The organism is Sulfitobacter sp. SH22 (assembly GCF_965641905.1).
Lineage (GTDB): Bacteria > Pseudomonadota > Alphaproteobacteria > Rhodobacterales > Rhodobacteraceae > Sulfitobacter.
On record NZ_OZ282573.1, the window covers coordinates 2,325,815 to 2,347,963 of the forward strand.

Annotated in this window: 22 protein-coding genes; 18 read left to right on the top strand and 4 right to left on the bottom strand. The window is 57.1% G+C overall.

Going from position 1 to position 22,149, the window contains the following annotated elements; all coding sequences use genetic code 11:
• Nucleotides 1–44: 44 nt before the first annotated feature.
• Nucleotides 45–845 carry a lytic transglycosylase domain-containing protein gene (locus ACSQ13_RS13490; RefSeq protein WP_176248189.1) on the bottom strand — a complete coding sequence of 267 codons (801 nt, stop codon included), beginning with the start codon at nt 843–845 and terminating at the stop codon, nt 45–47.
• 368 nt (nt 846–1,213) lie between these two features.
• On the opposite strand from ACSQ13_RS13490, the gene ACSQ13_RS13495 reads away from it, so the two are divergent.
• The 17 genes from ACSQ13_RS13495 to ACSQ13_RS13575 all read left to right on the top strand — a co-directional run bounded on the left by ACSQ13_RS13495 (nt 1,214) and on the right by ACSQ13_RS13575 (nt 18,150).
• Nucleotides 1,214–1,399: a hypothetical protein gene (locus ACSQ13_RS13495; protein WP_435988116.1), complete on the top strand. Its 186-nt coding sequence runs from the start codon at nt 1,214–1,216 to the stop codon at nt 1,397–1,399.
• 121 nt (nt 1,400–1,520) lie between these two features.
• Nucleotides 1,521–1,694, top strand: a complete 174-nt coding sequence (locus tag ACSQ13_RS13500; protein WP_176248187.1) for a hypothetical protein — start codon at nt 1,521–1,523, stop codon at nt 1,692–1,694.
• Nucleotides 1,695–1,893: 199 nt separating this feature from the next.
• Nucleotides 1,894–2,757: a Flp pilus assembly protein CpaB gene (gene cpaB / locus ACSQ13_RS13505; protein WP_176248186.1), complete on the top strand. Its 864-nt coding sequence runs from the start codon at nt 1,894–1,896 to the stop codon at nt 2,755–2,757.
• Nucleotides 2,758–2,952: 195 nt separating this feature from the next.
• Nucleotides 2,953–4,392: a type II and III secretion system protein family protein gene (locus ACSQ13_RS13510; protein ID WP_295511456.1), complete on the top strand. Its 1,440-nt coding sequence runs from the start codon at nt 2,953–2,955 to the stop codon at nt 4,390–4,392.
• Nucleotides 4,379–5,074, top strand: coding sequence for an OmpA family protein (locus ACSQ13_RS13515; protein ID WP_176248329.1), 696 nt, complete (start codon nt 4,379–4,381; stop codon nt 5,072–5,074). Before ACSQ13_RS13510 ends, ACSQ13_RS13515 begins: the two co-directional genes overlap by 14 nt.
• 271 nt (nt 5,075–5,345) lie before the next feature.
• On the top strand, nt 5,346–6,584 hold the full coding sequence (locus ACSQ13_RS13520; protein ID WP_176248184.1) for an AAA family ATPase: 1,239 nt from the start codon (nt 5,346–5,348) through the stop codon (nt 6,582–6,584).
• A gap of 37 nt (nt 6,585–6,621) precedes the next feature.
• A complete protein-coding gene (locus ACSQ13_RS13525) occupies nt 6,622–8,061 on the top strand; it encodes a CpaF family protein (RefSeq protein WP_176248183.1) in 1,440 nt (479 codons plus the stop codon).
• Between the two features lie 11 nt (nt 8,062–8,072).
• Nucleotides 8,073–9,035, top strand: a complete 963-nt coding sequence (locus tag ACSQ13_RS13530) for a type II secretion system F family protein (RefSeq protein WP_176248182.1) — start codon at nt 8,073–8,075, stop codon at nt 9,033–9,035.
• A gap of 9 nt (nt 9,036–9,044) precedes the next feature.
• Entirely contained in the window at nt 9,045–10,013 is a 969-nt protein-coding gene (locus ACSQ13_RS13535; protein WP_255200054.1) for a type II secretion system F family protein, read from the top strand.
• The gene (locus ACSQ13_RS13540; RefSeq protein WP_176248181.1) at nt 10,010–10,609 is read left to right on the top strand and encodes a tetratricopeptide repeat protein; all 600 of its coding nucleotides are present in this window, start codon (nt 10,010–10,012) and stop codon (nt 10,607–10,609) included. Before ACSQ13_RS13535 ends, ACSQ13_RS13540 begins: the two co-directional genes overlap by 4 nt.
• A 29-nt stretch (nt 10,610–10,638) precedes the next feature.
• On the top strand, nt 10,639–11,493 hold the full coding sequence (locus tag ACSQ13_RS13545; protein ID WP_295511464.1) for a tetratricopeptide repeat protein: 855 nt from the start codon (nt 10,639–10,641) through the stop codon (nt 11,491–11,493).
• A gap of 6 nt (nt 11,494–11,499) precedes the next feature.
• Nucleotides 11,500–11,994 carry an A24 family peptidase gene (locus tag ACSQ13_RS13550; protein ID WP_176248179.1) on the top strand — a complete coding sequence of 165 codons (495 nt, stop codon included), beginning with the start codon at nt 11,500–11,502 and terminating at the stop codon, nt 11,992–11,994.
• 66 nt (nt 11,995–12,060) lie between these two features.
• Nucleotides 12,061–13,368 (top strand): ATPase, encoded by a 1,308-nt coding sequence (locus ACSQ13_RS13555; protein WP_295511467.1) that lies wholly within the window; start codon nt 12,061–12,063, stop codon nt 13,366–13,368.
• Between the two features lie 4 nt (nt 13,369–13,372).
• On the top strand, nt 13,373–14,167 hold the full coding sequence (locus ACSQ13_RS13560; protein WP_176248177.1) for an NAD(P)-dependent oxidoreductase: 795 nt from the start codon (nt 13,373–13,375) through the stop codon (nt 14,165–14,167).
• Nucleotides 14,168–14,270: 103 nt separating this feature from the next.
• Nucleotides 14,271–16,721, top strand: a complete 2,451-nt coding sequence (locus tag ACSQ13_RS13565; protein WP_176248176.1) for a ligase-associated DNA damage response DEXH box helicase — start codon at nt 14,271–14,273, stop codon at nt 16,719–16,721.
• Nucleotides 16,722–17,011: 290 nt separating this feature from the next.
• Nucleotides 17,012–17,677, top strand: a complete 666-nt coding sequence (gene pdeM, locus ACSQ13_RS13570; protein ID WP_176248175.1) for a ligase-associated DNA damage response endonuclease PdeM — start codon at nt 17,012–17,014, stop codon at nt 17,675–17,677.
• Nucleotides 17,678–17,730: 53 nt separating this feature from the next.
• Nucleotides 17,731–18,150 (top strand): PaaI family thioesterase, encoded by a 420-nt coding sequence (locus ACSQ13_RS13575; RefSeq protein WP_176248174.1) that lies wholly within the window; start codon nt 17,731–17,733, stop codon nt 18,148–18,150.
• On the opposite strand, the gene ACSQ13_RS13580 is transcribed toward ACSQ13_RS13575, so the two are convergent.
• Nucleotides 18,147–18,878 carry a LytTR family DNA-binding domain-containing protein gene (locus tag ACSQ13_RS13580; protein WP_176248173.1) on the bottom strand — a complete coding sequence of 244 codons (732 nt, stop codon included), beginning with the start codon at nt 18,876–18,878 and terminating at the stop codon, nt 18,147–18,149. The genes ACSQ13_RS13575 and ACSQ13_RS13580 overlap by 4 nt on opposite strands.
• 125 nt (nt 18,879–19,003) lie before the next feature.
• On the opposite strand from ACSQ13_RS13580, the gene ACSQ13_RS13585 reads away from it, so the two are divergent.
• Nucleotides 19,004–19,402, top strand: a complete 399-nt coding sequence (locus ACSQ13_RS13585) for a DUF2306 domain-containing protein (RefSeq protein ID WP_295511472.1) — start codon at nt 19,004–19,006, stop codon at nt 19,400–19,402.
• On the opposite strand, the gene folD is transcribed toward ACSQ13_RS13585, so the two are convergent.
• Entirely contained in the window at nt 19,399–20,301 is a 903-nt protein-coding gene (folD, locus tag ACSQ13_RS13590; RefSeq protein WP_176248171.1) for a bifunctional methylenetetrahydrofolate dehydrogenase/methenyltetrahydrofolate cyclohydrolase FolD, read from the bottom strand. The two genes, ACSQ13_RS13585 and folD, sit on opposite strands and share 4 nt — an antisense overlap.
• 94 nt (nt 20,302–20,395) lie before the next feature.
• Nucleotides 20,396–22,072, bottom strand: coding sequence for a formate--tetrahydrofolate ligase (locus tag ACSQ13_RS13595; RefSeq protein ID WP_295511475.1), 1,677 nt, complete (start codon nt 22,070–22,072; stop codon nt 20,396–20,398).
• Nucleotides 22,073–22,149 lie beyond the last annotated feature (77 nt).

Below are 22,149 nucleotides of genomic sequence, written 5' to 3' on the forward strand. Positions count from 1 at the left end.
TTGTACCCGATGGCCTTATGGCGAATCGCCTGCGGGGCCGTTCCCTAATTCATTGCCGCAAAAACGCAGCCGTCGGAAATCAGTTCGGGCGGCGTCTGGCACAGCCCTTTGGCCACTTGAAAGGCCGCAAGAACCTTGGGCACATAATCGCGCGTCTCGGCAAAGGGCGGCACGCCCGCATGTTGGCGCACATTCCCTTCGCCGGCATTATATCCGGCCAGCACCAGAATGGGGTCGCTGTCGAACTGCCCCATCAACCAATCAAGATACTTTACGCCGCCCTGGATGTTCTGGGTCGGCATCATACTGTCATCGACACCAAAGCGCGCGGCCGTGTCCGGCATCAGCTGCATCAGCCCTTGAGCCCCTGCCCCGCTCACGGCATCTGCGCGCCCTGCGGATTCAACGGTGATCACGGCCAGAACCAGTGCCGGCGAAACCTTGGTCCCGATGGTTGAGCGCAAGATATCAACACCGTTGGCTTTCGCGATCTCTTGCATCTGCTGCATCCGGGGGGCGGGTACTTTGTTTGTTGCGGTGGCAAGCGTGATCATCGCCACCTCGAGCCTGCCGGGCCCTGATTTGGCGACCTCGGGCGATACGCGTTCCCAGAACCAGTCAAACTGACCGGGTGCTGCCGGGGCAATGGCACCCGATGGGGTCGCCACAACCTGAGGCAAGGACGCCTGTGGTTCAATGAACACGTCAATTCTGTTGACGCTGCCCGGCTTGGGCGGTTTCACCCGTTTTGCTTCGAACTTGGGAAAGGGTTTAGGCGCATCAGCATAGAGCATTGACCCCGCCAATGCCCCCGCTACCAGCGAGACCGTCAATAATCGAAACATCTTTGCCTGCTTTTTTATGCTTATTCTGCTCGATACGCGGAATATCACATGAAAACGGTCCCAAAACCAGCCAATCGTGGCATGGATTGTGTCCAAAACGCCTTAATTCAAGTTCAAACCGGCGCGCTTTATAATGATTTTTAAAAAGTTAAGATTTTTTAAGCATTAAAATCAAGGAGCTAGTGCCATTTGGCGGCCAATCCGCGAGAAAAGTACAAATGTCACAATTGTCGCCAAATTCATGCCCCATTCAGACGGCTATATAGCGTCATACCAAGTCGAACAGGCGCTTAATTGAGAGATACAGCGCTACACACGGTCGACAGGGTTGAGATTGAAAAACCTAATGATCCTTGGAGGGACATACCATGATGAACTTTATCAAAAACTTCAACAAAGACGAATCCGGCGCCGTAACAGTTGACTGGGTTGTTTTGACAGCCGCAGTTGTTGGCCTGGCCGTTGCAGCTTACTCGTCGATCGAAACTGGCGCGTCGAACCTGACAAGCAACACCAAGAGCTACATGGGCACCGTTACTCCTGGTTCCGTTTGATCCTAAGATCTTTAGCTAACTTAGCTTAGTCTTAGTTCGCTAAGATACGATTGGCCGCATTCTGCACGACAGGGTGCGGCCATTTTCAATGCAACCACCTTAACGCCGAAAGGCGCAAAGCATGTATCTAAAATTCAAAGAATTTATGTCCAAAGACGATGGTGCAATTACCGTTGACTGGGTTGTACTTTGCGCTGCCGTGGTTGGCCTCGCGATCGCTCTGGTGACTTCCACCCGTGACGGCGCTGTTGAACTGGCCGACCGGACAATTGTCTTCACCCCTGGTGAATTCTAATTGAGAATATCGCTTCCCGTCACGCGACAGGCCTTTGAGGCCCCCGAAAAGCTGCGCCGTGGATTTGGGCGTTACCTTGACTTTCCATCGGCCCGGTATTGACGCCGACGTTCCATATTCAGGCCATATTCGACCTGTAGGCTGGGAACTGAACAAGCGCCAGACACACTCTGGCGGATGAATACATGAGGTAAACAAAATGCGGATGTTATTTGGACTGGTCCTGTTGGCTGGCATCGCCCTCGCTGGTGGCGCTGTCTATCTCGCCAAAGATCGCATTGGTGAATATCAGATGGCGAACGCCCAGGCGCAAGCCGCTTTGGCGCAGATCGTCCCCACTGTGAATGTCTTTGTTGCCGACAAACCTTTGAAATACGGCCAGCAACTTAAACGTGATGATGTCCGTCAGGTGGCCTGGCCGCAGAATGCCATTCCAGAAGGGGCGTTTATTGATCCCGAAATCCTGTTCCCCGAAAATAACGACGAATTGCGCGTGGTCCTGCGCGCCATCGAAAAAGACGAAGCAATCATGGCCGTCAAGGTTACCGAACCGGGCCAAGACACCGGCCTGACATCACGGCTGGAACGCGGAACACGCGCCTTTACCATCAAGGTCGACGTTTCCAGCGGTGTTTCGGGCTTTTTGCGCCCCGGCGACCGGGTTGACGTCTATTGGACAGGCCGGATCAACATCGAAGGTGCCAGCCAGCGCGGATCTGGTGATGTTACCAAGCTGATCCAGGCAGGTATCCAGCTGATCGCGATCGACCAAAGTGCGGGCGGCGAACGCAGCGAGGCGGCGATTGCGCAGACTGTCACCGTTGCGGTCAAGCCAAACCAGGTTGCCGCATTGGCTCAGGCGCAATCCACCGGCAAACTGTCCCTGTCGCTGGTGGGTGCCGAAGACGACACCATCGCGTCCAGCATTGAAGTCGACCAACGCAGCCTTCTGGGCATTCAAAATGAAACCGTGAAGGTCGAAATCGAAAAAGAAAAGGTCTGTACGATCCGTACCCGCCGCGGTGCCGAGGTCATGGAAATTCCTATCCCCTGCACGAATTGACCCTTAAAACGTCACAAAAAAAGGCCGCACAGCAATGTGCGGCCTTTGGCGTAGATGTAATATGTTGCTCTTAATCCACAGGTTATCACCTGCTCGCTTCATTGATTCTTGCAAAAAAAGTCAATTGCACTCAAGGTGTTCCAAACGGCGGGCGCTAAGACCCTACCTTGAGGCGTGATCACAAAGGCAGGTCACATGAAAATCGATAGATTTCTTACAGCGGCCCTATTGGGGCTGACGTTAAGTGCAATGCCATTGATGATGGCCGCCCCGACTGCAGTGCAGGCTGATACCTTGCGCGTGGTCAAAAAGGGTACGAACCGCACGCTTGAGGTTCCGATGAACCGCGCGGTTGTTGTCGAAAGCGATATTCCCTTTGCTGAACTCAGCATTGCGAACCCCGGCATCGCAGATATTTCTTCTTTGTCCGAACGTACGATCTATGTTTTGGGCAAATCCCCTGGGCTGACGACGCTGACCTTGCTGGATGCAGCGGGCCAGTTGATCACCAACGTGGATGTCAGGGTCGCATCGGACATTACCGAGTTCAAAGAACGGTTGCGCCAGATTCTGCCCGGTGAAAAAATCGAAGTTCGCACGGCGAATGACGGTATTGTTTTGTCCGGCATCGTTTCATCGACACAGCGCCTGCAACGCGCGCTGGATTTGGCCGAACGCTATGCGCCGGAACGTGTGTCAAACCTGATGAGCGTGGGGGGCATTCAACAGGTCATGTTGAAAGTCCGCTTTGCCGAAATGCAACGGTCAGTGTCCAAGTCGCTTAGCGCCTCTTTGGCGTTGAACGGCTTGCTGGGCAGCGACCTTGCTTTGAACGGCGGTACGAACACCACCAACACATCCGGAGCGATTACAAATTCGCTTTCCGGATCAACCCCGGGGACCAACACCAACGCGGGTGCAATGCTGTTCGGCTTTAACGCCGGTTCCACTCAAGTCGGTCTGTTGCTTGAGGCGCTTGAACAAAAAGGCGCGGTTCGTTTCCTTGCTGAACCCAACCTTGTTGCCTTGTCCGGTCAGGAAGCAAAATTCCTGGCGGGTGGCGAATATCCTGTCCCTGTGTCCCAAACCGGCGATCGTATTTCGGTGGAATACAAACCCTTCGGCGTCGAGATGAGCTTTATCCCGCGTGTCGTGGACAAGGATTTGATCAATCTTGAACTGAACGCTGCCGTGTCTGCCATTGACCCGTCTAACGCGGTATCTTTGGGCAACGGCTTTAACATCTCCGCCTTCACCCGCCGCGAAACTTCAACCACGGTCGAGATGCGCGATGGCGAAAGCTTTGCGATTGCGGGTCTGTTGGAAGACGACTTTACCGACACGTCCAGCCAGTTGCCCTGGATCGGCGACGTGCCTGTTCTGGGTGCCTTGTTTCGCAGTGCTAATTACCAACGCAAACAGACAGAGCTTGTGATCATCATCACAGCCCATCTGGTGACCCCGACCCGTGGCGAAGCATTGGCATTGCCGACCGACCGGATCACCCCCCCTTCCGAGAAAGACCTGTTTCTGAGTGGTCGTGTAACTGCCGGCACGCGCGCGCCCACAAAAGGTGCTGCAGGCGAAGTTGCCAAGCAGGATTTCAGTGGCTCTTATGGCTATGTACTGGATTGATCAGATGAACACGCGGATCACAGCAAAAATCAGTTCTGCCGGCCTGATCGCAACCCTTGCGATGCTGGCAGCCTGCGGGCAAAGTTCAGATCCCGTCTATACCCAGTTTTACCGCGAAGCCGGTTCAATCACCGATGTCGGCACTTTCGGGGATGCGACCCTGAACAACCGTCTGGTTATGACGGGCGAGAAACAATATACCTTTGATTTGGCCAACCGCTTTGCGAGCGAAGTGCAGTCGACGGTAACATTCGCATTCAACTCGGCCCAGTTGGACGGAAACGCACAAGCCGTTCTGCGCCAGCAAGCCAGCTGGATTCGTCAATTCCCCGAAGTGCGTTTCCGCGTCTATGGCCACACCGATGCCGTAGGGTCGAACCGCTATAACAAATCCCTGGGTTTGCGCCGTGCGCAGGCTGTGGTCAGCTATCTGGCGACACAGGGAATCGGGCGTAGCCGTTTGGAAGCCGTTGTTTCCTTTGGTGAAACGCAGCCTTTGGTCGTTTCCCAAGGCCGCGAACGGGCAAACCGGCGGACCGTCACCGAAGTGAACGGTTTTGTGGAGCGCCATCCGACCGTTCTTGACGGAAAATACGCACAAATCATCTATCGTGATTATGTCGCCAGCGCCGTTCCACCGACTCAGCTGACAGGTAACGCGACCGCAATTGCGAGCGAATAACCCTATTTATTAACGACTTGCCCCGTTTTAAAAGTAAACGGGGCGGAAAATCCGTCGTTAATACCCAACGATCCGCAGTGATCGTTTCAAAAAATCCTACAATCGAAACTTTTTAGCCCCAATCCTGCCCCAGTTGACTGGGATATTCTTTGCAAGAGGACAACTGCGACTGGTCGTTTGACCCGCCGCACGCGACCGCAGAGATGCCTGTCTCGGCCATCGGCCCCGACAGCGTTCTGCCAAGCATCGAGTATTGAAGGAAGTTAAGGCTATGAGCAGCACAATGCCACAAATCGAAGCGCCACAAATTGTCGCTTGCACGGTAAGCCGTGATGTCCAGAATTTCGACCTTTTGATTGAAGATATGGAGGATGCCTTGGGCGAAAGCTGGGGTGATCTCAGCTTTGCCGAGGCGCTTTCGTTCTTTGGCCAACCCGAATCCCAATCGCTTGAACTGATCGCTTTGGCGGTCGATGCCACGGACGAGGAAAACCTTGTTCTGATGGGTGAAATCATCACCCAGGCCAAGGCGCAGGGACTCAAGGTGATCCTGATCGCAGAGGACATGAGCCCGGCTGCGCTTCACTCCTTGCTGCGCCAGGGCGCTGATGAATTTGTGCCCTACCCCCTTCCCGAGGGTGAGCTGTCAGCGGCCATCGACCGGTTGCGTGCCGACCCCGAGGAAACGCTAACACCCGCGCCACATGCCCCGCAGCTCAAATCCGGCACCAACAAAGATGGCGCGCTGATCGTTGTGCACGGGTTGGCAGGTGGCACAGGTGCGACAACAATGGCGGTGAACCTTGCTTGGGAACTGGCCAATGCCGACAAGAAACACCCGCCCAAGGTCTGTATTCTGGATCTGGATTTGCAGTTCGGGTCGATTGCGACCTTCCTTGATCTGCCGCGGCGCGAAGTCGTTTATGACATGCTGTCAGAGACAGAAACCATGGACGAAGAAAGTTTCGGGCAGGCGCTGCTGACCTATGAAGACCGGCTTCATGTCTTGACCGCCCCGCCGGAAATCCTGCCGCTTGATATTATCACCTCAGAGGATGTGAAACGGGTCCTGGATGTGGCGCGCAATCAGTTCGACTATGTGATTGTCGATATGCCGTCGACGCTGGTTCAATGGACCGAAACAGTGCTCAGCAACGCGCATGTCTACTTTGCCATGCTCGAACTGGACATGCGCTGCGCCCAGAATGCGTTGCGCTTCAAACGTGCTTTGCAATCCGAAGAGCTGCCTGTTGAAAAACTGCGCTATGTTTTGAACCGTGCGCCAAAGTTCACCGATCTGAACGCAAAAAGCCGCGTAAAACGTATGGCTGAAAGCCTGGGTCTCTCGATTGATGTGCACCTGCCCGACGGGGGCAAACAGGTGACTCAGGCAAATGACCACGGCACACCCTTGTCCGTTTCTGCACCCAAAAGCCCGTTGCGCCGCGAATTCGCAAAGCTGGCCGCCTCTATTCACGACCTGAAAAATGACGAAGCCAAAGCCGCATAAGACCTCCCAAGCGCAAGCTTAACCAGAAAGTTGCCACATGTTTTCCAAGTATAAAAAGTCTAACGCGGCGGTCCCTTCAAAACAGGCGGCCCCCGCAACGGTGACACCGATCAAACCGGCTGAGCCATCTGCAAGCAGACCCGTATCAATGCGCCGCGCCTCGCAGCCGGCGGCGGTTGCACCACTGGACAAGGAACTCAAGCGCAAGCAGCGGATGAGCGAGATCAAACTTGAACTCCACCGGTCGCTTCTGGACAACCTGAACCTGGCGGCGCTTGAACACGCGACCGAACAGGACCTGCGGCAGGAAATCAACGACATCTCGGCAGAAATCCTGTCCGAGAAATCCATCGTCTTGAACCGCGAAGACCGCATCCAGCTCAACTCCGAGCTTTATGACGAAGTCACCGGTCTGGGCCCGCTTGAGACATTGCTAAAAGACGACACGGTCAACGATATTCTGGTCAACGGCCCGCAACAGATCTTTGTGGAACGTGCGGGTAAACTGCAACTGACGGACATCACGTTCAAAGATGAAAAGCACCTGTTGCGGATCATCGACAAGATCGTTTCGGCCGTGGGTCGCCGCGTTGACGAAAGCAACCCCTACGTCGATGCGCGGCTGAAGGACGGGTCGCGTTTCAACGCAATGGTGCCGCCGATTGCGGTGGATGGCAGCCTCGTTTCCATTCGTAAATTCAAAAAGGACAAGCTGGGCATTGATGATCTGGTGTCCTTTGGCGCGTTTTCCGAAGAAATGGCCGCCTATTTGCAGGCAGCCGTTGCGACACGGCTGAACATCATCGTGTCGGGCGGTACCGGTTCGGGTAAAACGACCACGCTGAACGCATTGTCATCGTTTATCGACAACGATGAACGCATCCTGACCATCGAAGACACTGCCGAACTTCAACTGCAACAGACCCATGTGGGCCGGATGGAAAGCCGCCCGCCCAACGTGGAAGGCAAAGGCGAGGTTTCCCCGCGCGACTGTCTGAAAAACGCCCTGCGGATGCGCCCTGACCGGATTATCGTCGGCGAAACCCGTGGCGAGGAAGTTATCGACATGTTGCAGGCCATGAACACCGGCCACGACGGTTCCATGACCACGATCCACGCCAACTCTGCGCGCGATGGTGTCAGCCGTTTGGAAAACATGATCGCCATGGCCGGGATCGAAATGCCGCTCAAGGCGGTGCGGTCCCAGATTTCAAGCGCTGTGAACCTGATCGTGCAGGCCTCGCGTTTGCAAGACGGCTCGCGGCGCATGACGTCGATCACCGAAATCACCGGCATGGAGGGCGATGTGATTTCGATGCAGGAATTGTTCCGCTACCAGCGCGTCGGCCTGACGCCCGAAAACAAGATCATCGGCCATTTCACCGCCACCGGTGTGCGCAGCCATTATTCCGAACGGTTCAAGATGTGGGGCTATGATCTGCCAGCCTCCATCTATGATCCCATCGCAGCCCAGTAAGGATACCCCTCATGAGTATTGAACCGATTATCTATGGTCTTATCTTTATCGGCGTTCTTGTGCTGGTCGAGGGTCTGTATCTTGTCGCTTTTGGTAAATCCATCAGCCTCAACAGCCGCGTGAACCGCCGGCTCGAGATGCTGGAAAAAGGTACCCGCCGCGAGGAAGTGCTGGATAAGCTGCGCAAGGAAATGCAGCAGCATATGGATAGGAAATCCGTCCCCATCTATTCCTTGCTGGCTGAAAAAGCGCAAAAAGCGGCCATCGCCTTTACGCCCCAGCAGTTGATGATGATCATGGCCGGCCTGTCTGTTGTCGCGTTTTTGGGCCTGACCATCGGCACCAGCACCGAACCGCCGGTGCGCGCGGTGATTTCGATCGGGATCGGCATTGGTGCCGTCTATTTCTGGATCTCGGCCAAGGCGAAAAAACGCATGAGCATGATCGAAGAACAACTGCCCGATGCCGTTGAACTGATGGTGCGGTCGCTGCGTGTGGGTCACCCGTTCACCAGTGCCATTTCCATTGTGGCCAAAGAAATCCAGGATCCGCTGGCGTCGGAATTTGGCGTTATCGCAGACGAGGCCGCGTATGGTCGCGATGTGGGTGAGGCGCTCAAGGACATGGCCGAACGTCTGGACATGCAGGATTTGCGCTTTCTTGCCGTGGCCGTGACCATTCAGCAGCAATCAGGGGGTAACCTTGCGGAAATCCTGGCCGGTCTGGCCAAGGTGATCCGCGCGCGTTTCCGGCTGTTCCGCCGCGTGAACGCCATCACCGCCGAGGCGAAATGGTCCGGCAAGTTTCTGTCAGCCTTCCCGATTGTCGCATTGATCGTGATCAAGCTGGGTGACCCGCATTACTACGACGAGGTCATGTTGCATGAAATGTTCATTCCGGGTTGTATCGCAGTCGTCCTGTTTCTGGGGGCGAACCTGCTGGTGATGCGCAACCTTACAGACATCAAGGTTTAGGGGGATATCGTGAGTATTTTTTCTTCGATCAACGACATGATGGGGCCGCTTGGCTGGATTGTCTTGCTGGGCGTTATGGGGCTGACGATGATCGGCCTGACCATTCTGTTCATCGCGCGCCAGCCCGAAGACCCGCTGACCAAGCTCAAGCGCACCCAGTCGGGGGCGTCCGATGGCCGTCCGTCACAACAGCGCTTGCGCCAAACCGACCGCAACGAGCAGCTTCAGAAATTCGCAAAGTTCCTTGAACCCGAAAACATCGAGGAACTGAGCGCGAAAGAACTGATGCTGCGTCAGGCGGGCTATTCCTCGCGCGATGCGGTGCGGTTCTTCCACTTTGCCCAGATGATCCTTGGCATACTCGGCCTTGTGGTCGGTATTGTTTATGTCAACTTTCTGGGGGGCGGCGAAGGTCTGACCACACAAAAGATGATGATCTATACCGTTGGGCCGGGTGGCTTGGGCTATTACCTGCCGCGCTATTGGGTGAACAAACGCGTCGCAAAGCGCAAAGAGGAAATCACCCGCGGCTTTCCCGATGCGCTGGATATGATGCTGGTCTGCGTCGAAGCGGGGCAATCACTGGATCAATGTATCGTACGTGTTGCCCACGAACTTCACGCGTCATACCCGGCCCTGGCAGAGGAATTCGAAGTCGTCGCTTATGAAATGAAAGCGGGCAAAGACAAGATCAACGTCTTGAACGATATGGGTGAGCGCTGCGGCATTCAGGATATTTCGTCCTTCGTGACCGTTCTGGTTCAATCCGCTGCCTTTGGTACGTCGATTTCGGATGCGCTTCGGGTTTATGCGGATGAAATGCGGGATAAACGCGTGATGCGTGCCGAAGAAGCCGCAAACAAGTTGCCAACCAAGATGACCCTTGCCACAATGATGCTCACAGTACCGCCTTTGCTCATCATTCTGGTAGCACCGTCGGTCATTGGCATTACCCAGCTAGGTGAAGGTACAAGATGATCAAGCACCAAAGTCTCAAGCGTCTTCCAACGCTTGTACTTTGTTTGACAATCACCACCGGATTAACCGCCTGTTCAACAGGCGGTTTTCCCGCGTTCGGGGTATCGCGTACCGACGCCAACCCCTTTGCCCCCGGCGTGAACCAACGCAAGGACGCCGAAGACGGTGTCGAGGTCGCCCATCGCCTGATGAAGGCCGGTGAATACGAGCTGGCCATCCGCGCCTTTAACCGTGCGGCCCTGGCCACCGAATTGAACGCCGAAATCCTGTCAGGTCTGGGCAGTGCCAATCTGGGTCTGGGGCGTCTGGGTCAGGCGGAAAAGCTGCTTCGCGAGGCCGTGGCCAAAGACGATACACAGCCCGAAGTCTGGAACAATCTGGGCGTTGTTTTGATGGAACGTGGCAAATTAGCCGAGGCAAATCTGACATTTCGCAAGGCGTATGCGCTGGATAATGGCGAAAGTGACGCAATCCGCGACAATTTACGCTTAGCACTCGCAAAATCAGAAAACTCTGCTACGATCCCATCTCAAGAAGAAGATTATAAATTGGTACGGCGCGGTTCGGGTGACTACCTACTCCGGCCGGTACCATGACCGAGGCAGAGCAGTAAAAGGACGCAAAAATGCGCCACCCCATGATTTTGGCCGCCTGCATTGCAGGCGTCACCGCTGTTGCAGGCTGTGGAGACAAATCCGGTGACAACACCGTTTCACGCGCGTTTCAAGACGTGAACGTGATTGATGAAACAAATCTGAATGATGTCATGCTGACGGTCGCGGACCCGAACGAGGCGGTGAATTATTTCGCCCGCACCGAAAAGGAAAGCCCCGAGCGGATTGATATCAAACGTGGTTTGGCGAAATCTCTGGTCCGTGCAAAACGGTATACCGAAGCCGCCGCCGTCTGGGCAAAGATTGTAAAGATGGAAGACACCACCTCCGACGACAGCGTTGACTATGCCGATGCGCTGATCCGCTCTGGCGACTGGGCAAGGGCCGAAAAGACCCTTGATGCGGTGCCCCCGACCCATGAAACCTATAACCGCTACCGTCTCGAGGCGATCGTCGCCGACAGCAAGCAGGAATGGGAAAAGGCCGACAGCTTTTATGAAATCGCAATCGGTCTGACCACGAAACCCGCATCGGTTATGAACAACTGGGGCTATTCCAAGCTGACACGCGGCGAATACAAAGCTGCCGAATGGTTGTTTGGCGATGCGATCCGCCAAGACCCGACCTTGTTCACCGCCAAGAACAACCTGATCCTTGCCCGTGGCGCACAGCGTGAATACACCCTGCCCCCGATCGAGATGGACCAGACCGAACGCGCCCAGCTGTTGCACACGCTTGCCCTGTCCGCGATCAAAAAAGGCGATGTGGAAACCGGCAAGGGGTTGCTTCAAGACGCAATCAACACCCATCCGCAGCATTTTGAAACAGCCGTCCGGTCGCTTCGTGCGCTGGAAAACGCGGGCTGACGGGGGATGTCGATCACCGTCTATGCCGCGGTTTGGTTCTTACCCTTTGTCCTGCCACTGTGCCTTTATGCAGCCTACACCGATTTGGCATCCATGCGGATCACCAACCCGACAGTGCTGGCATTGGGTGCCGTCTTCTTGATCATCGGCCCGATTGCCCTGCCGCTCGAAACGTACCTCTGGCATCTGCTCGCCATGGTCGTCACCTTGATCATCGGCATCTTCTTGAATGCCGTCGGGGCGATGGGGGCGGGTGACGCGAAATTCATTGCCGCCGGCGTGCCTTTCATTGCCTTGGGTGATTTGCGGCTGATGATGGCATTGTTCATGGCGACGCTATTGGCGGCAGCCGTCACGCACCGCGGTGTAAAATATACCCCCCTGCGCAAACTAGCACCCGATTGGACCAGCTGGGATCAAACCAGGAAATTCCCCATGGGGCTGGCGCTCGGTCCTGCTCTTGCCATATATTTGATCCTCGGCGCGCTGTTCGGAGCCTGAATTACGCCATATTCGCCTGCTAGTTTGATCTCCAGTCAACGATCATTCGACCCAGAGGGCCTTTTCATGAACATGCAAAACTCTACCGTGCTGGCACCGCCGCCACCGCGCACCATCGAAGACATGAAACTGCCCGTCGTCATGATGCGCGATATCATGATCAAAACCATGTACCGCAAGAATGTCACGATGGTCAGCGAAGTCGCAAAAGCGATTTGTCTGCCCATTCAGGTCACCCAGGAACTGGTCGACATGGCCCGCGACCAACGCCTTCTGGAGGCAACAGGCACGCTGAACGCCAATAACGGCAATGAAATGGGCTATCAACTGACCGATTTGGGCAAGGCGCGCGCGCTTGATGCCCTTGCCCAGTCCGAATATTTCGGCCCCATGCAGGTCCCGCTCGAGGTCTACCGCGAGCAGGTTGAGCGCCAGTCGGTGCGCAACATGCAAATCACCCGCGCCCAGCTCGAAGGGGCAATGGGCCATCTGGTATTGCCCGACGCATTGATCGGCAACCTCGGGCCTGCCGTGTCTGCCGGCCGCTCGATCCTGATGTACGGCCCACCCGGCAACGGTAAATCCAGCATCTCGAATGGCATCCGCGACGCGCTTGGCGACAAGATATTCGTCCCCCGCGCGATCGAATATGCGTCGCAGGTCATCACCGTCTATGATCCCATCGTGCATTCCGCCGCCTCGGACGAGGAACAAGACCCCAATTCCCTGCGCCGCGTGACCCGCTATGACAGCCGCTATGTCAAATGCGAACGCCCCACGGTCATCACGGGTGGCGAATTGTCCCTTGATATGCTCGATCTGGTCTACAACCCCACGGCGCGCACCTATCAGGCCCCGCTTCAGCTGAAATCGACAGGTGGCATCTTCATCGTCGATGACCTTGGCCGCCAGAAGGAACCACCCCAAAGCATCGTCAACCGCTGGATCGTTCCGCTTGAGGAAAGCAAGGATATCCTGGCCCTGCAATCGGGCGAGAAATTCGAGGTGCCTTTTGACACGCTGGTGATCTTCTCGACCAACTTCCACCCGAACGAAATCTTTGACCAAGCCGCCTTGCGCCGCATCTTCTTCAAGATCAAGATCGACGGGCCGAACCAGAAAAACTTCCTCAAGATCTTTGCGATGGTTGCAAAAAAGCGCAAGATGCCCTTGGATGAACCAACCCTGATCCACCTGCTCAAGAATAAATACCCCACGATCGACAATACATTCGCGAACTATCAGCCGATCTTCCTGATCGACCAGATCATCGCAATCTGCGAATTCGAAGGAATACCCTACCAAATGACCCCCGAATTGATGGACCGCGCCTGGGCCAACATGTTCGTCAAAGACGAACACATCGTGAAATGATGCAATGCGGTCTTTGATCGGTGTCGCAGGCTGTGGCCGCATGGGCGCGCCTATGCTGGCCGCGCTGCGGGCGGCTGACCTGCCCGCGCGGGGCTATGACGTGGTGCCCTCCGATCTGGCACACATCACCGACGACATCGCCGTCTTCTCCGAAGACCTCCATACGCTGATCACCGTCGTGCGTGACATCGACCAGACCGATGCGGTGCTATTCGGCGATCAGAATTTCACCGCCATTCCCAGCCTGCGCCGGATCATCGTCTGCTCGACCCTCAGCCCGCGCTACGTGCTTGGCCTGCGCGACCGAGTGCCACCTCATATCACCCTGATCGACGCCCCCATGTCCGGTGCCCAGATCGCGGCCGAACAGGCGCGCCTCAGCTTCATGCTGGGCGGGGACAGCGATGATCTGGAAAACGCGCAACCCCTGCTCAACGCCATGGGCAAACATTTCCACCATATGGGCGACTTCGGTGCAGGCATGCAGGCCAAGGTTCTCAACAACCTGCTAGCCGCCTCAAACACCGCCATGACCCGCCTCGTGCTGGATTGGGCCGATCAGGCCGGACTGGATGAAAGAAAACTCCTCAAGCTCATTCACACATCCTCCGGCCAGAACTGGCTGGCCTCGGGCTTCAATGACATCGAATTCGCCCGCGACGGTTTTGCCGCCGATAACACCATCGGTATTCTTGTCAAAGACGTTGCCAGCGCCCTCGATGCCGCCCCGACGAATGCCGACACAGCGCTGCCCGAACTCGTTCAATCCGCGATTAGAAGCCTGACACCCCGCCCCTGATTTCATTTTGCCATGTAAACTCCGGGGGTTTGGGGGCTGGCCCCCAATCTTATTGCCGGGCCCGGGGCTGTTTCCTGCGCAATCGCACCCTATCTTACCTCCCATGCACATCCTTCCGCCCCAATTCACCACATGGTTCGACAGCAAAGGCTGGACAGTCCATCCGCACCAGCAAGCCATGCTGGACCGCGCAGACGCCCCCGCCCTTCTGCTGATCGCCCCCACAGGCGGTGGTAAAACCCTGTCCGGCTTCCTGCCCACGCTGGTCGATCTGGCCGATGGTGACCACAAGGGGATGCACACGCTTTATATTTCCCCGCTCAAAGCCCTTGCCGCCGACATCAAACGCAATCTCACGACGCCGGTCACCGAAATGGACCTGCCAATCCGGATCGAAGACCGCACGGGCGACACCTCACAAACCCGCAAACGCCGCCAACGGGCCGACCCGCCCCATATCCTGCTGACCACCCCCGAAAGCCTGGCCCTGCTGACCTCTTACGAGGACGCGCCGCGCATGTTCAAAGGCCTCAAACGGGTTGTGATTGATGAAATCCACGCCTTGGCAGAAAGCAAACGTGGCGACCAGTTGATGCTGGCGCTGGCGCGGCTGCAAACCCTTTGCCCCGATCTCAAACGGGTTGGCCTGTCTGCCACGGTCGAAGACCCGGCCGCCATCGCGCATTTCATGGCGCGTCACCCTGACCCCTGCCCGATCCTTCTGGCCGATCCCGGCCCGCCCCCCGACATCCAGATGCTGCGCACTGCTGAGGCCCCGCCGTGGTCGGGCGGCGGCGCGGCCTATGCAATTCCGGCAGTTCTTGATCAAATCCAGCAGCATAAAACGACGCTGATTTTCCACAACACCCGCGCCCAGGCCGAGATTTTCTTTCACAACCTGTGGCTGGCGAATGACGACAGCTTGCCCATCGGCATCCATCACGGGTCGCTGGACCGCACCCAACGCGAACGCGTCGAAGCCGCAATGGTGCGTGGCGACCTGCGGGCGATCGTCTGTACCGGCAGCCTTGATCTGGGCATCGACTGGGGCGATGTGGATCTGGTCATCCAGATCGGCGCGCCCAAGAATGTGAAACGCCTTGTTCAACGCATTGGCCGCGCCAATCATCGCTACAACGCCCCGTCCAAGGCCCTGCTGGTCCCCGCCAACCGCTTCGAAGTCGTCGAATGCGTGGCGGCTCTCGAAGCGGTCTTGGCCGGAGAGCTGGACGGCGACCCGCGCGGCCCCGGCCCCCGCGACGTGCTGTGCCAGCACATCCTGATCACGGCCTGCGCCGGCCCGTTTGATGCAGACACGCTCTTTGCCGAAGTCACCTCCGCCGGCGCATATGCGGCACTGACCCGCCCCGAGTTCGACGCCTGCCTCGATTTCTGCGCGACCGGTGGCTACGCTCTGCGGGCCTATGACAAATGGCAACGCCTGATGCTGCGGGACGGGCTCTGGACCCTGCGCGACCCGCGCAGCAGCCAACGCATCCGCATGAACATCGGCACGATCCAGGACACCGATACACTCAAGGTCCGCATGAAACGCAACCGGGGCGGCAAACCTCTGGGCGAAATCGAAGAAGCCTTCGCCGCGACCCTAACGGCAGGCGATACGTTTCTGATCGGCGGGCAGATCGTCAAATACGAAGGCCTGCGCGAAATGACTGTTGAAGTCAGCCGCGATTCCGCGAAAAAGCCGCGCATCGCATCTTTCATGGGCACGAAATTCGCGACCTCGACGCAGCTATCAGAACGGGTGCAACGGATGTTCACCCAAGAAAGCTGGCCCGACTTGCCCGAGCACACAGCGCAGTGGCTGGCCCTGCAACGCGAGGTCAGCCAACTGCCCCAACCCGGCCGCCTACTGGTCGAAAGCTTTCCCCACGACGGGCGCGCGCAAACCGTGATTTACGGCTTCGCAGGGCGCAACGGCCAGCAAACCCTCGGGCTTCTTTTGACCAAACGCATGGAAGAACTTGGGCTCAACCCGCTTGGATTTGTGGCAACCGATTATGCCACATTGATCTGGGGCCTGGACCCCGTGCAAGATCCGGCACCGCTTTTTGACCCAATCGCATTACACGACGGGCTGGATCTTTGGTTGGCCGGAAACGCCGTGATGAAACGTACCTTCCGCGCGTCAGCCACAATCGCCGGACTGATTGAACGCAACACGCCACAGGCCCGGAAATCCGGCAGACAAGCGACCTTCAGCTCTGACATTCTTTACGACACGCTCATGAAATACGACCCCGACCACCTGATGCTCGACATCACCCGCCAAGAGGCCCTGCGCGGGTTGGTTGATTTTGGGCGGATCGAAGAAATGTTGTCACGTATTGGCAGCCGGATCGACCACCGCGTCTTAGATAAAGTCACCCCCCTTTCGGCACCGCTTTTTCTGGAAGCAGGGCGTGTCCCCGTCAAAGGCGACGCCGAGGAACGATTGCTGGCGCAAGAAGCGGCGCGTCTGATGGAAGCCTCCGGATTGGCCAACATAACGCCCGCCCCCTCCAATACCCCACGGTGGAGGGTAGGCTGGTAACCACATCCGTCGCCTTTGGTTTCGATCGCGGTCTTTTTGAGTATTTTTAAAAGGGTGAAGCCAAAGTCGTTCATCCCTTGTTAACCAGGTGAGCCGTACAACGTTAAGGCGGTACAGGCTGGAGAGCCGATGGCCGTAAAGGGTGAAGGCGTTCCGGCTGGTTCAAAGACTTCTGCTGGGACGTCTTCCGTTCTTCACCCTTTTAAAAATACTCAAAATTCGAACATCTCTGCGAATGAAGCGCCTGCAAACCTCTTGCAGTCCATGCCTCTATACCCCATGAACGAAACATGAACTTAGGCCATAACTTCACATTGTTCGGGGCGCGGCTTACCGCGCTTGGCTCTGGCGCGCTATGGTGGGCCGAACACCGTTTGCTTTGTGTTTCTGACCTGCATTTGGGAAAATCAGAGCGCATCGCCCGCTGCGGCGGCACCCCGTTACCGCCTTACGAGAGCCAGGATACTCTGACACGGTTGGCGCATGATCTTGAACGGTGTAATGCGCAGACAGTGGTCGCTTTGGGCGATAGTTTTGATGACCTTGGGGCGGCCCAAGCATTGCCGGAGGCGGCGCGTCTGTGGATTGCAAAGCTGCAGGCGGGTCGAAAATGGGTTTGGATAGAAGGCAATCACGATCCCGGCCCTGTTGGCCTTGGGGGCGTGCATCTGGGCGAAATCGCATGCGATGCCTTAACCTTTCGACACATCGCGCAGCCCGGCGCACAGGGGGAGGTTTCTGGGCATTATCACCCCAAAGCATCCGTTTCCCTGAAGGGGCGTACGATATCGCGTCCGGCTTTTATCTATGACCACGCACGGCTGATCCTGCCGGCCTATGGCACCTATACGGGGGGCTTGCGGACAAGTTCGGAACCCATCCGGTCGCTCATGTCCCCCCAGGCGTGTGCAATCTTGACTGGACCAGCCCCTGTTGTCGTCCCGATGCCGCGCTAGGCATTTTCATGTGTTTTGAAATGTGCCAGCCTGACCAAAACAAGGAGCGCCCCATGGACGAAGCGAAACGGATCCGGATATACGACAGCTTTGCGGCGCAATCGATGATGGCGACCTTGGGGGCCAAGTTGTGCGATGTTTCAGATGGCAGCGTCAGGATCGAAGCCCCTATTCTGCCGGGGGCGCTGCAACAACAGGGGTTCGGCCACGCCGGCCTGACGTTTTCCATTGGCGACAGTGCGGCAGGGTATGCGGCTTTGACCTGTCTGTCGCTGGACATGGAAGTTGTCACAGCCGAGATCAAGATCAACCTGATGGCCCCCGCCCGCGGTGAGAAACTGATCGCGGTTGGCAAGCTGGTCAAACCCGGCAAAAGGCTGTGTGTCGTCACATCCGAAGTGTTTGCGGTCGAAAATGGCGAGGAAAAACTGATCGCGATCCTGCAAGGCACGATGGTGCCGGTCCCTGCCTAGATCAATCCGGCCTCTTGGACCAAGGGCCGGTAACTCCGGCTGACAGGAACCTCCTCCCCCGAGGCAAGTATCAGGAAATCGCGCCCCTGCACCCGCCGGTGCCGGACCACAGCCCCCGTTGCAACCCAATGCGAGCGGTGAACCTGCAAGCCATCCAAGTCCTTCAGCGCCTCGACAGCATCCTGAAGGCGCAGCAGAACAAGCGTGCTCCCGTTCTGCGTAACCACATTCAAATAGTGATCCTGCGCCTCGAGCCTGATCAGTTTTCCACGCCGGTCCAGGGGAAGCCGTCGCAGGAAGCTTGCCTCTGTATCCTCTGTCGATATTTCAGCAGGCGGCACGAATACAGTGCGGGCAAGCGCCAGCGTTCCATGCACAACGACCACCGTCATGGCGATGATCCCGATCAGATAGAGCAATTGCCCAACGCCCTGCCAGCCCGGAAACAGCCAGCTGTTTACGCCATGGATGATGCCAGACAGAACGAGTGTGAAACCGACCCAAAACAGCAGGGCCTTCCAGACATCCGCCTTTTTTGCCAGACGCAGGCTTAACGTCGTGCCAAACACTGACAGCGCTATGATGCCCGCCCAATAGAAAAACCTCGGCACTATCGTCAACGCATCATGGGTGCCAAACGGGCCCGCAAAGGTGCAGAACACAGTCGCCAGCAGCCAGACCGCCAGCAAGACCAACCCGCGTTTTCGTTCACGAAGCGTCGATGACATTCCCTGATCCGACCCCTGATCCAACCTGTTATTCACGAAGCCCCGGCGGCATTCGCGTAAACCCACTTGGGGGCAACCACCAAAGTTTGGCACGCATTGGGCGGTAAACACAACGGAGTTTCCCCATGTCCCTTTCCCCGCTTTTGAATGCCGCCCCGATCATCCAGATTCACGCTTTCATGGCGATTGCCGCCTCCATTTTGACCATCGCCATCTTCACCCTGCGACGCGGGACCATCGCCCATCGCTGGATGGGGTGGTCATGGGTCATCCTTATGGCGGTCGTAGCGCTTAGCAGTTTTGGCATTCACGGGATCGCGATGTTTGGCACCTTCAGCCCCATCCACCTTTTATCGGCCTTTGTTCTGTTCCAACTTGTGGTGAATATCCGCGCGGCCCGGTCGAAACGCATCCACACCCACGCCCGCAACATGAAGCTGCTGACGTTGGGCGCACTTGTCGGGGCAGGTGCGTTCACCTTCCTGCCCGGTCGCATCATGTATCAGGTGGTGACGGGGGGTTAGGCCGTTAGCCCCTCAGGCTCGTCCAGCCCATTGGCGCGACAGCAGGCGGTGACCGTGTTGGCCAACAGACAGGCAATGGTCATCGGCCCCACGCCGCCAGGCACCGGTGTAATCGCCCCGGCAACTTCCGAACAGCTGGCGAAATCCACATCGCCCACAAGGCGGGTCTTGCCCTCGCCGTTTTCAGGCGCATCCAAGCGGTTGATACCGACGTCAATCACGGTTGCACCGGGCTTGATCCAATCGCCCGGCACCATCTCTGGGCGTCCGACTGCGGCGACAACAATGTCGGCGCGGCGCACGACATCTGCCAGATCCTTGGTCCGCGAATGGGCAATCGTCACGGTACAGCTGTCATTCAACAGCAGCTGCGCCATAGGCTTGCCGACAATATTGCTGCGGCCGATGATGACCGCGTCCATGCCGGACAGACTGCCGTGATGATCCCGCAACATCATCAGACATCCCAGCGGCGTGCAGGGCACCATCGATTTTTGCCCGGTCCCCAACAACCCGACGTTCGAGATATGAAACCCGTCGACATCCTTGCCGGGATCAATCGCATTGATCACCAGATCCTCGTTCAGATGCTGGGGCAAAGGCAGTTGCACCAATATACCGTGAATTTCCGGATCAGCGTTCAGATCAGCAATCAACGTCAGCAAATCGGCCTCGGATGTATCCGCCTGCAACCGGTGCTCCACCGATTTCATGCCAACCTCGACCGTCATCTTCCCCTTGGAACGGACATAGACCTCGGATGCAGGATCAGCCCCGACCAGCACAACGGCCAGCCCTGGCGTAATGCCGTGCTCCGCCTTCAATCGGGCCACATGCTCAGCTACCTGCCCCCGCACGCGGGCTGCAAACGCTTTGCCGTCAATGATTGTCGCTGTCATGGGTTCCGTCCTTCATCTTCTCTGGCTCTTAAATATCCCTGCCAGAGGCAGGAAAGGGCGCGGGGGTCTTCCCCCGCGCCCTTTTCATACGCCCTTAGAACAGACCTTCAACATCCCCATTGGCATTCAGGCGAATATTTTCAGCCGATGGCACCCGTGGCAGGCCCGGCATGGTCATGATTTCACCGCAGATCGCCACGACGAACCCTGCGCCCGCTGACAAACGCACCTCGCGCACAGGGATGTTAAAGCCCGTGGGCGCGCCACGGCGTTCCGGATCGGTGGTAAAGCTGTATTGCGTCTTGGCCATACAGACCGGCAAATTGCCGTAGCCCTGATCTTCCCAATCCTTCAACTGGTTCAGGATTTTCTGATCAATCATCGCAGCATCCGCGCGGTAGATCTTGGTCGCAATGGTGTTGATCTTATCGGCAAGGCTCATTTCATCCGGATAGATCGGTGCAAAATTCGCCTCACCCTTTTCGATCACTTCCACAACCTTGGTTGCCAGATCGGCAGAGCCTTCGCTGCCCAGTTCCCAATGCCGGGACAGGACCGCTTCGGACCCCTGAGAGGCGACATAATCCTTTACCGCCTGCACTTCGGCATCCGTATCGGTGACAAAATGGTTAATCGCCACGACCACTGGCACGCCAAAGGATTTCAGGTTCTCGATATGACGGCCAAGGTTGGGACAGCCCGCCTGAACCGCCTCGACATTCTCGGCCCCCAGATCGGCCTTGGCCACACCACCGTTCATCTTCATGGCGCGCACGGTGGCCACAACGACCACGCAAGACGGTGCCAGACCGGCCTTGCGGCATTTGATGTTCAGGAACTTCTCGGCCCCTAGATCGGCACCAAAGCCCGCTTCGGTCACGACATAATCCGCCAGTTTCAGCGCTGTCGTCGTCGCAATAACCGAGTTGCAGCCATGCGCGATATTCGCGAACGGGCCACCGTGTACAAAGGCGGGGTTGTTTTCAAGCGTCTGCACCAGGTTCGGCTGCATCGCGTCTTTCAGCAGCACGGTCATCGCGCCGTCTGCCTTGATGTCGCGGGCATAGATCGGTTTGCGCTCGCGGGTATAGGCGACGATCATATCGCCAAGACGCTTTTGCAGATCGGTCAGATTGCGGGCCAGACACAAGATCGCCATGACCTCGGATGCTACGGTAATGTCGAACCCTGCTTCGCGCGGGAAACCGTTGGATACGCCGCCCAGCGACGCCGTGATCTGGCGCAGCGCGCGGTCGTTCATGTCAACGACACGGCGCCACACGACACGGCGCAGGTCGATCTCAAGCTCGTTGCCCCAGTAGATGTGGTTGTCGATCATCGCGCTTAGCAGGTTATGCGCCGAGGTGATCGCGTGAAAGTCGCCGGTGAAATGCAGGTTCATTTCTTCCATCGGCACGATCTGCGCATAGCCACCGCCAGCGGCACCGCCCTTCATGCCAAAGTTAGGCCCCAGCGATGCCTCGCGGATACACACGGCGGCGTTCTTGCCGATGCGGTTCAGACCGTCACCCAGACCGACGGTGGTGGTTGTCTTGCCTTCGCCCGCAGGTGTCGGGTTGATCGCGGTCACAAGGATCAGCTTGCCATCAGGGCGGTCCTGTACCGAGTTGATGAAGGACTGCGACACTTTCGCTTTGTCGTGGCCATAGGGCAGCAGATCGTCGCTGCTGATGCCCAGCTTTGCACCAATCTCTTGAATGGGTTTCTTGGACGCTTCGCGTGCGATTTGGATGTCAGTTTTAAAAGCCATGGTATCCCCCATTCAGTGCCGCTGCGGCATGTTGTAGCGGATTCATACAGCGATGCACTGCTAATCCGGGTCAGATT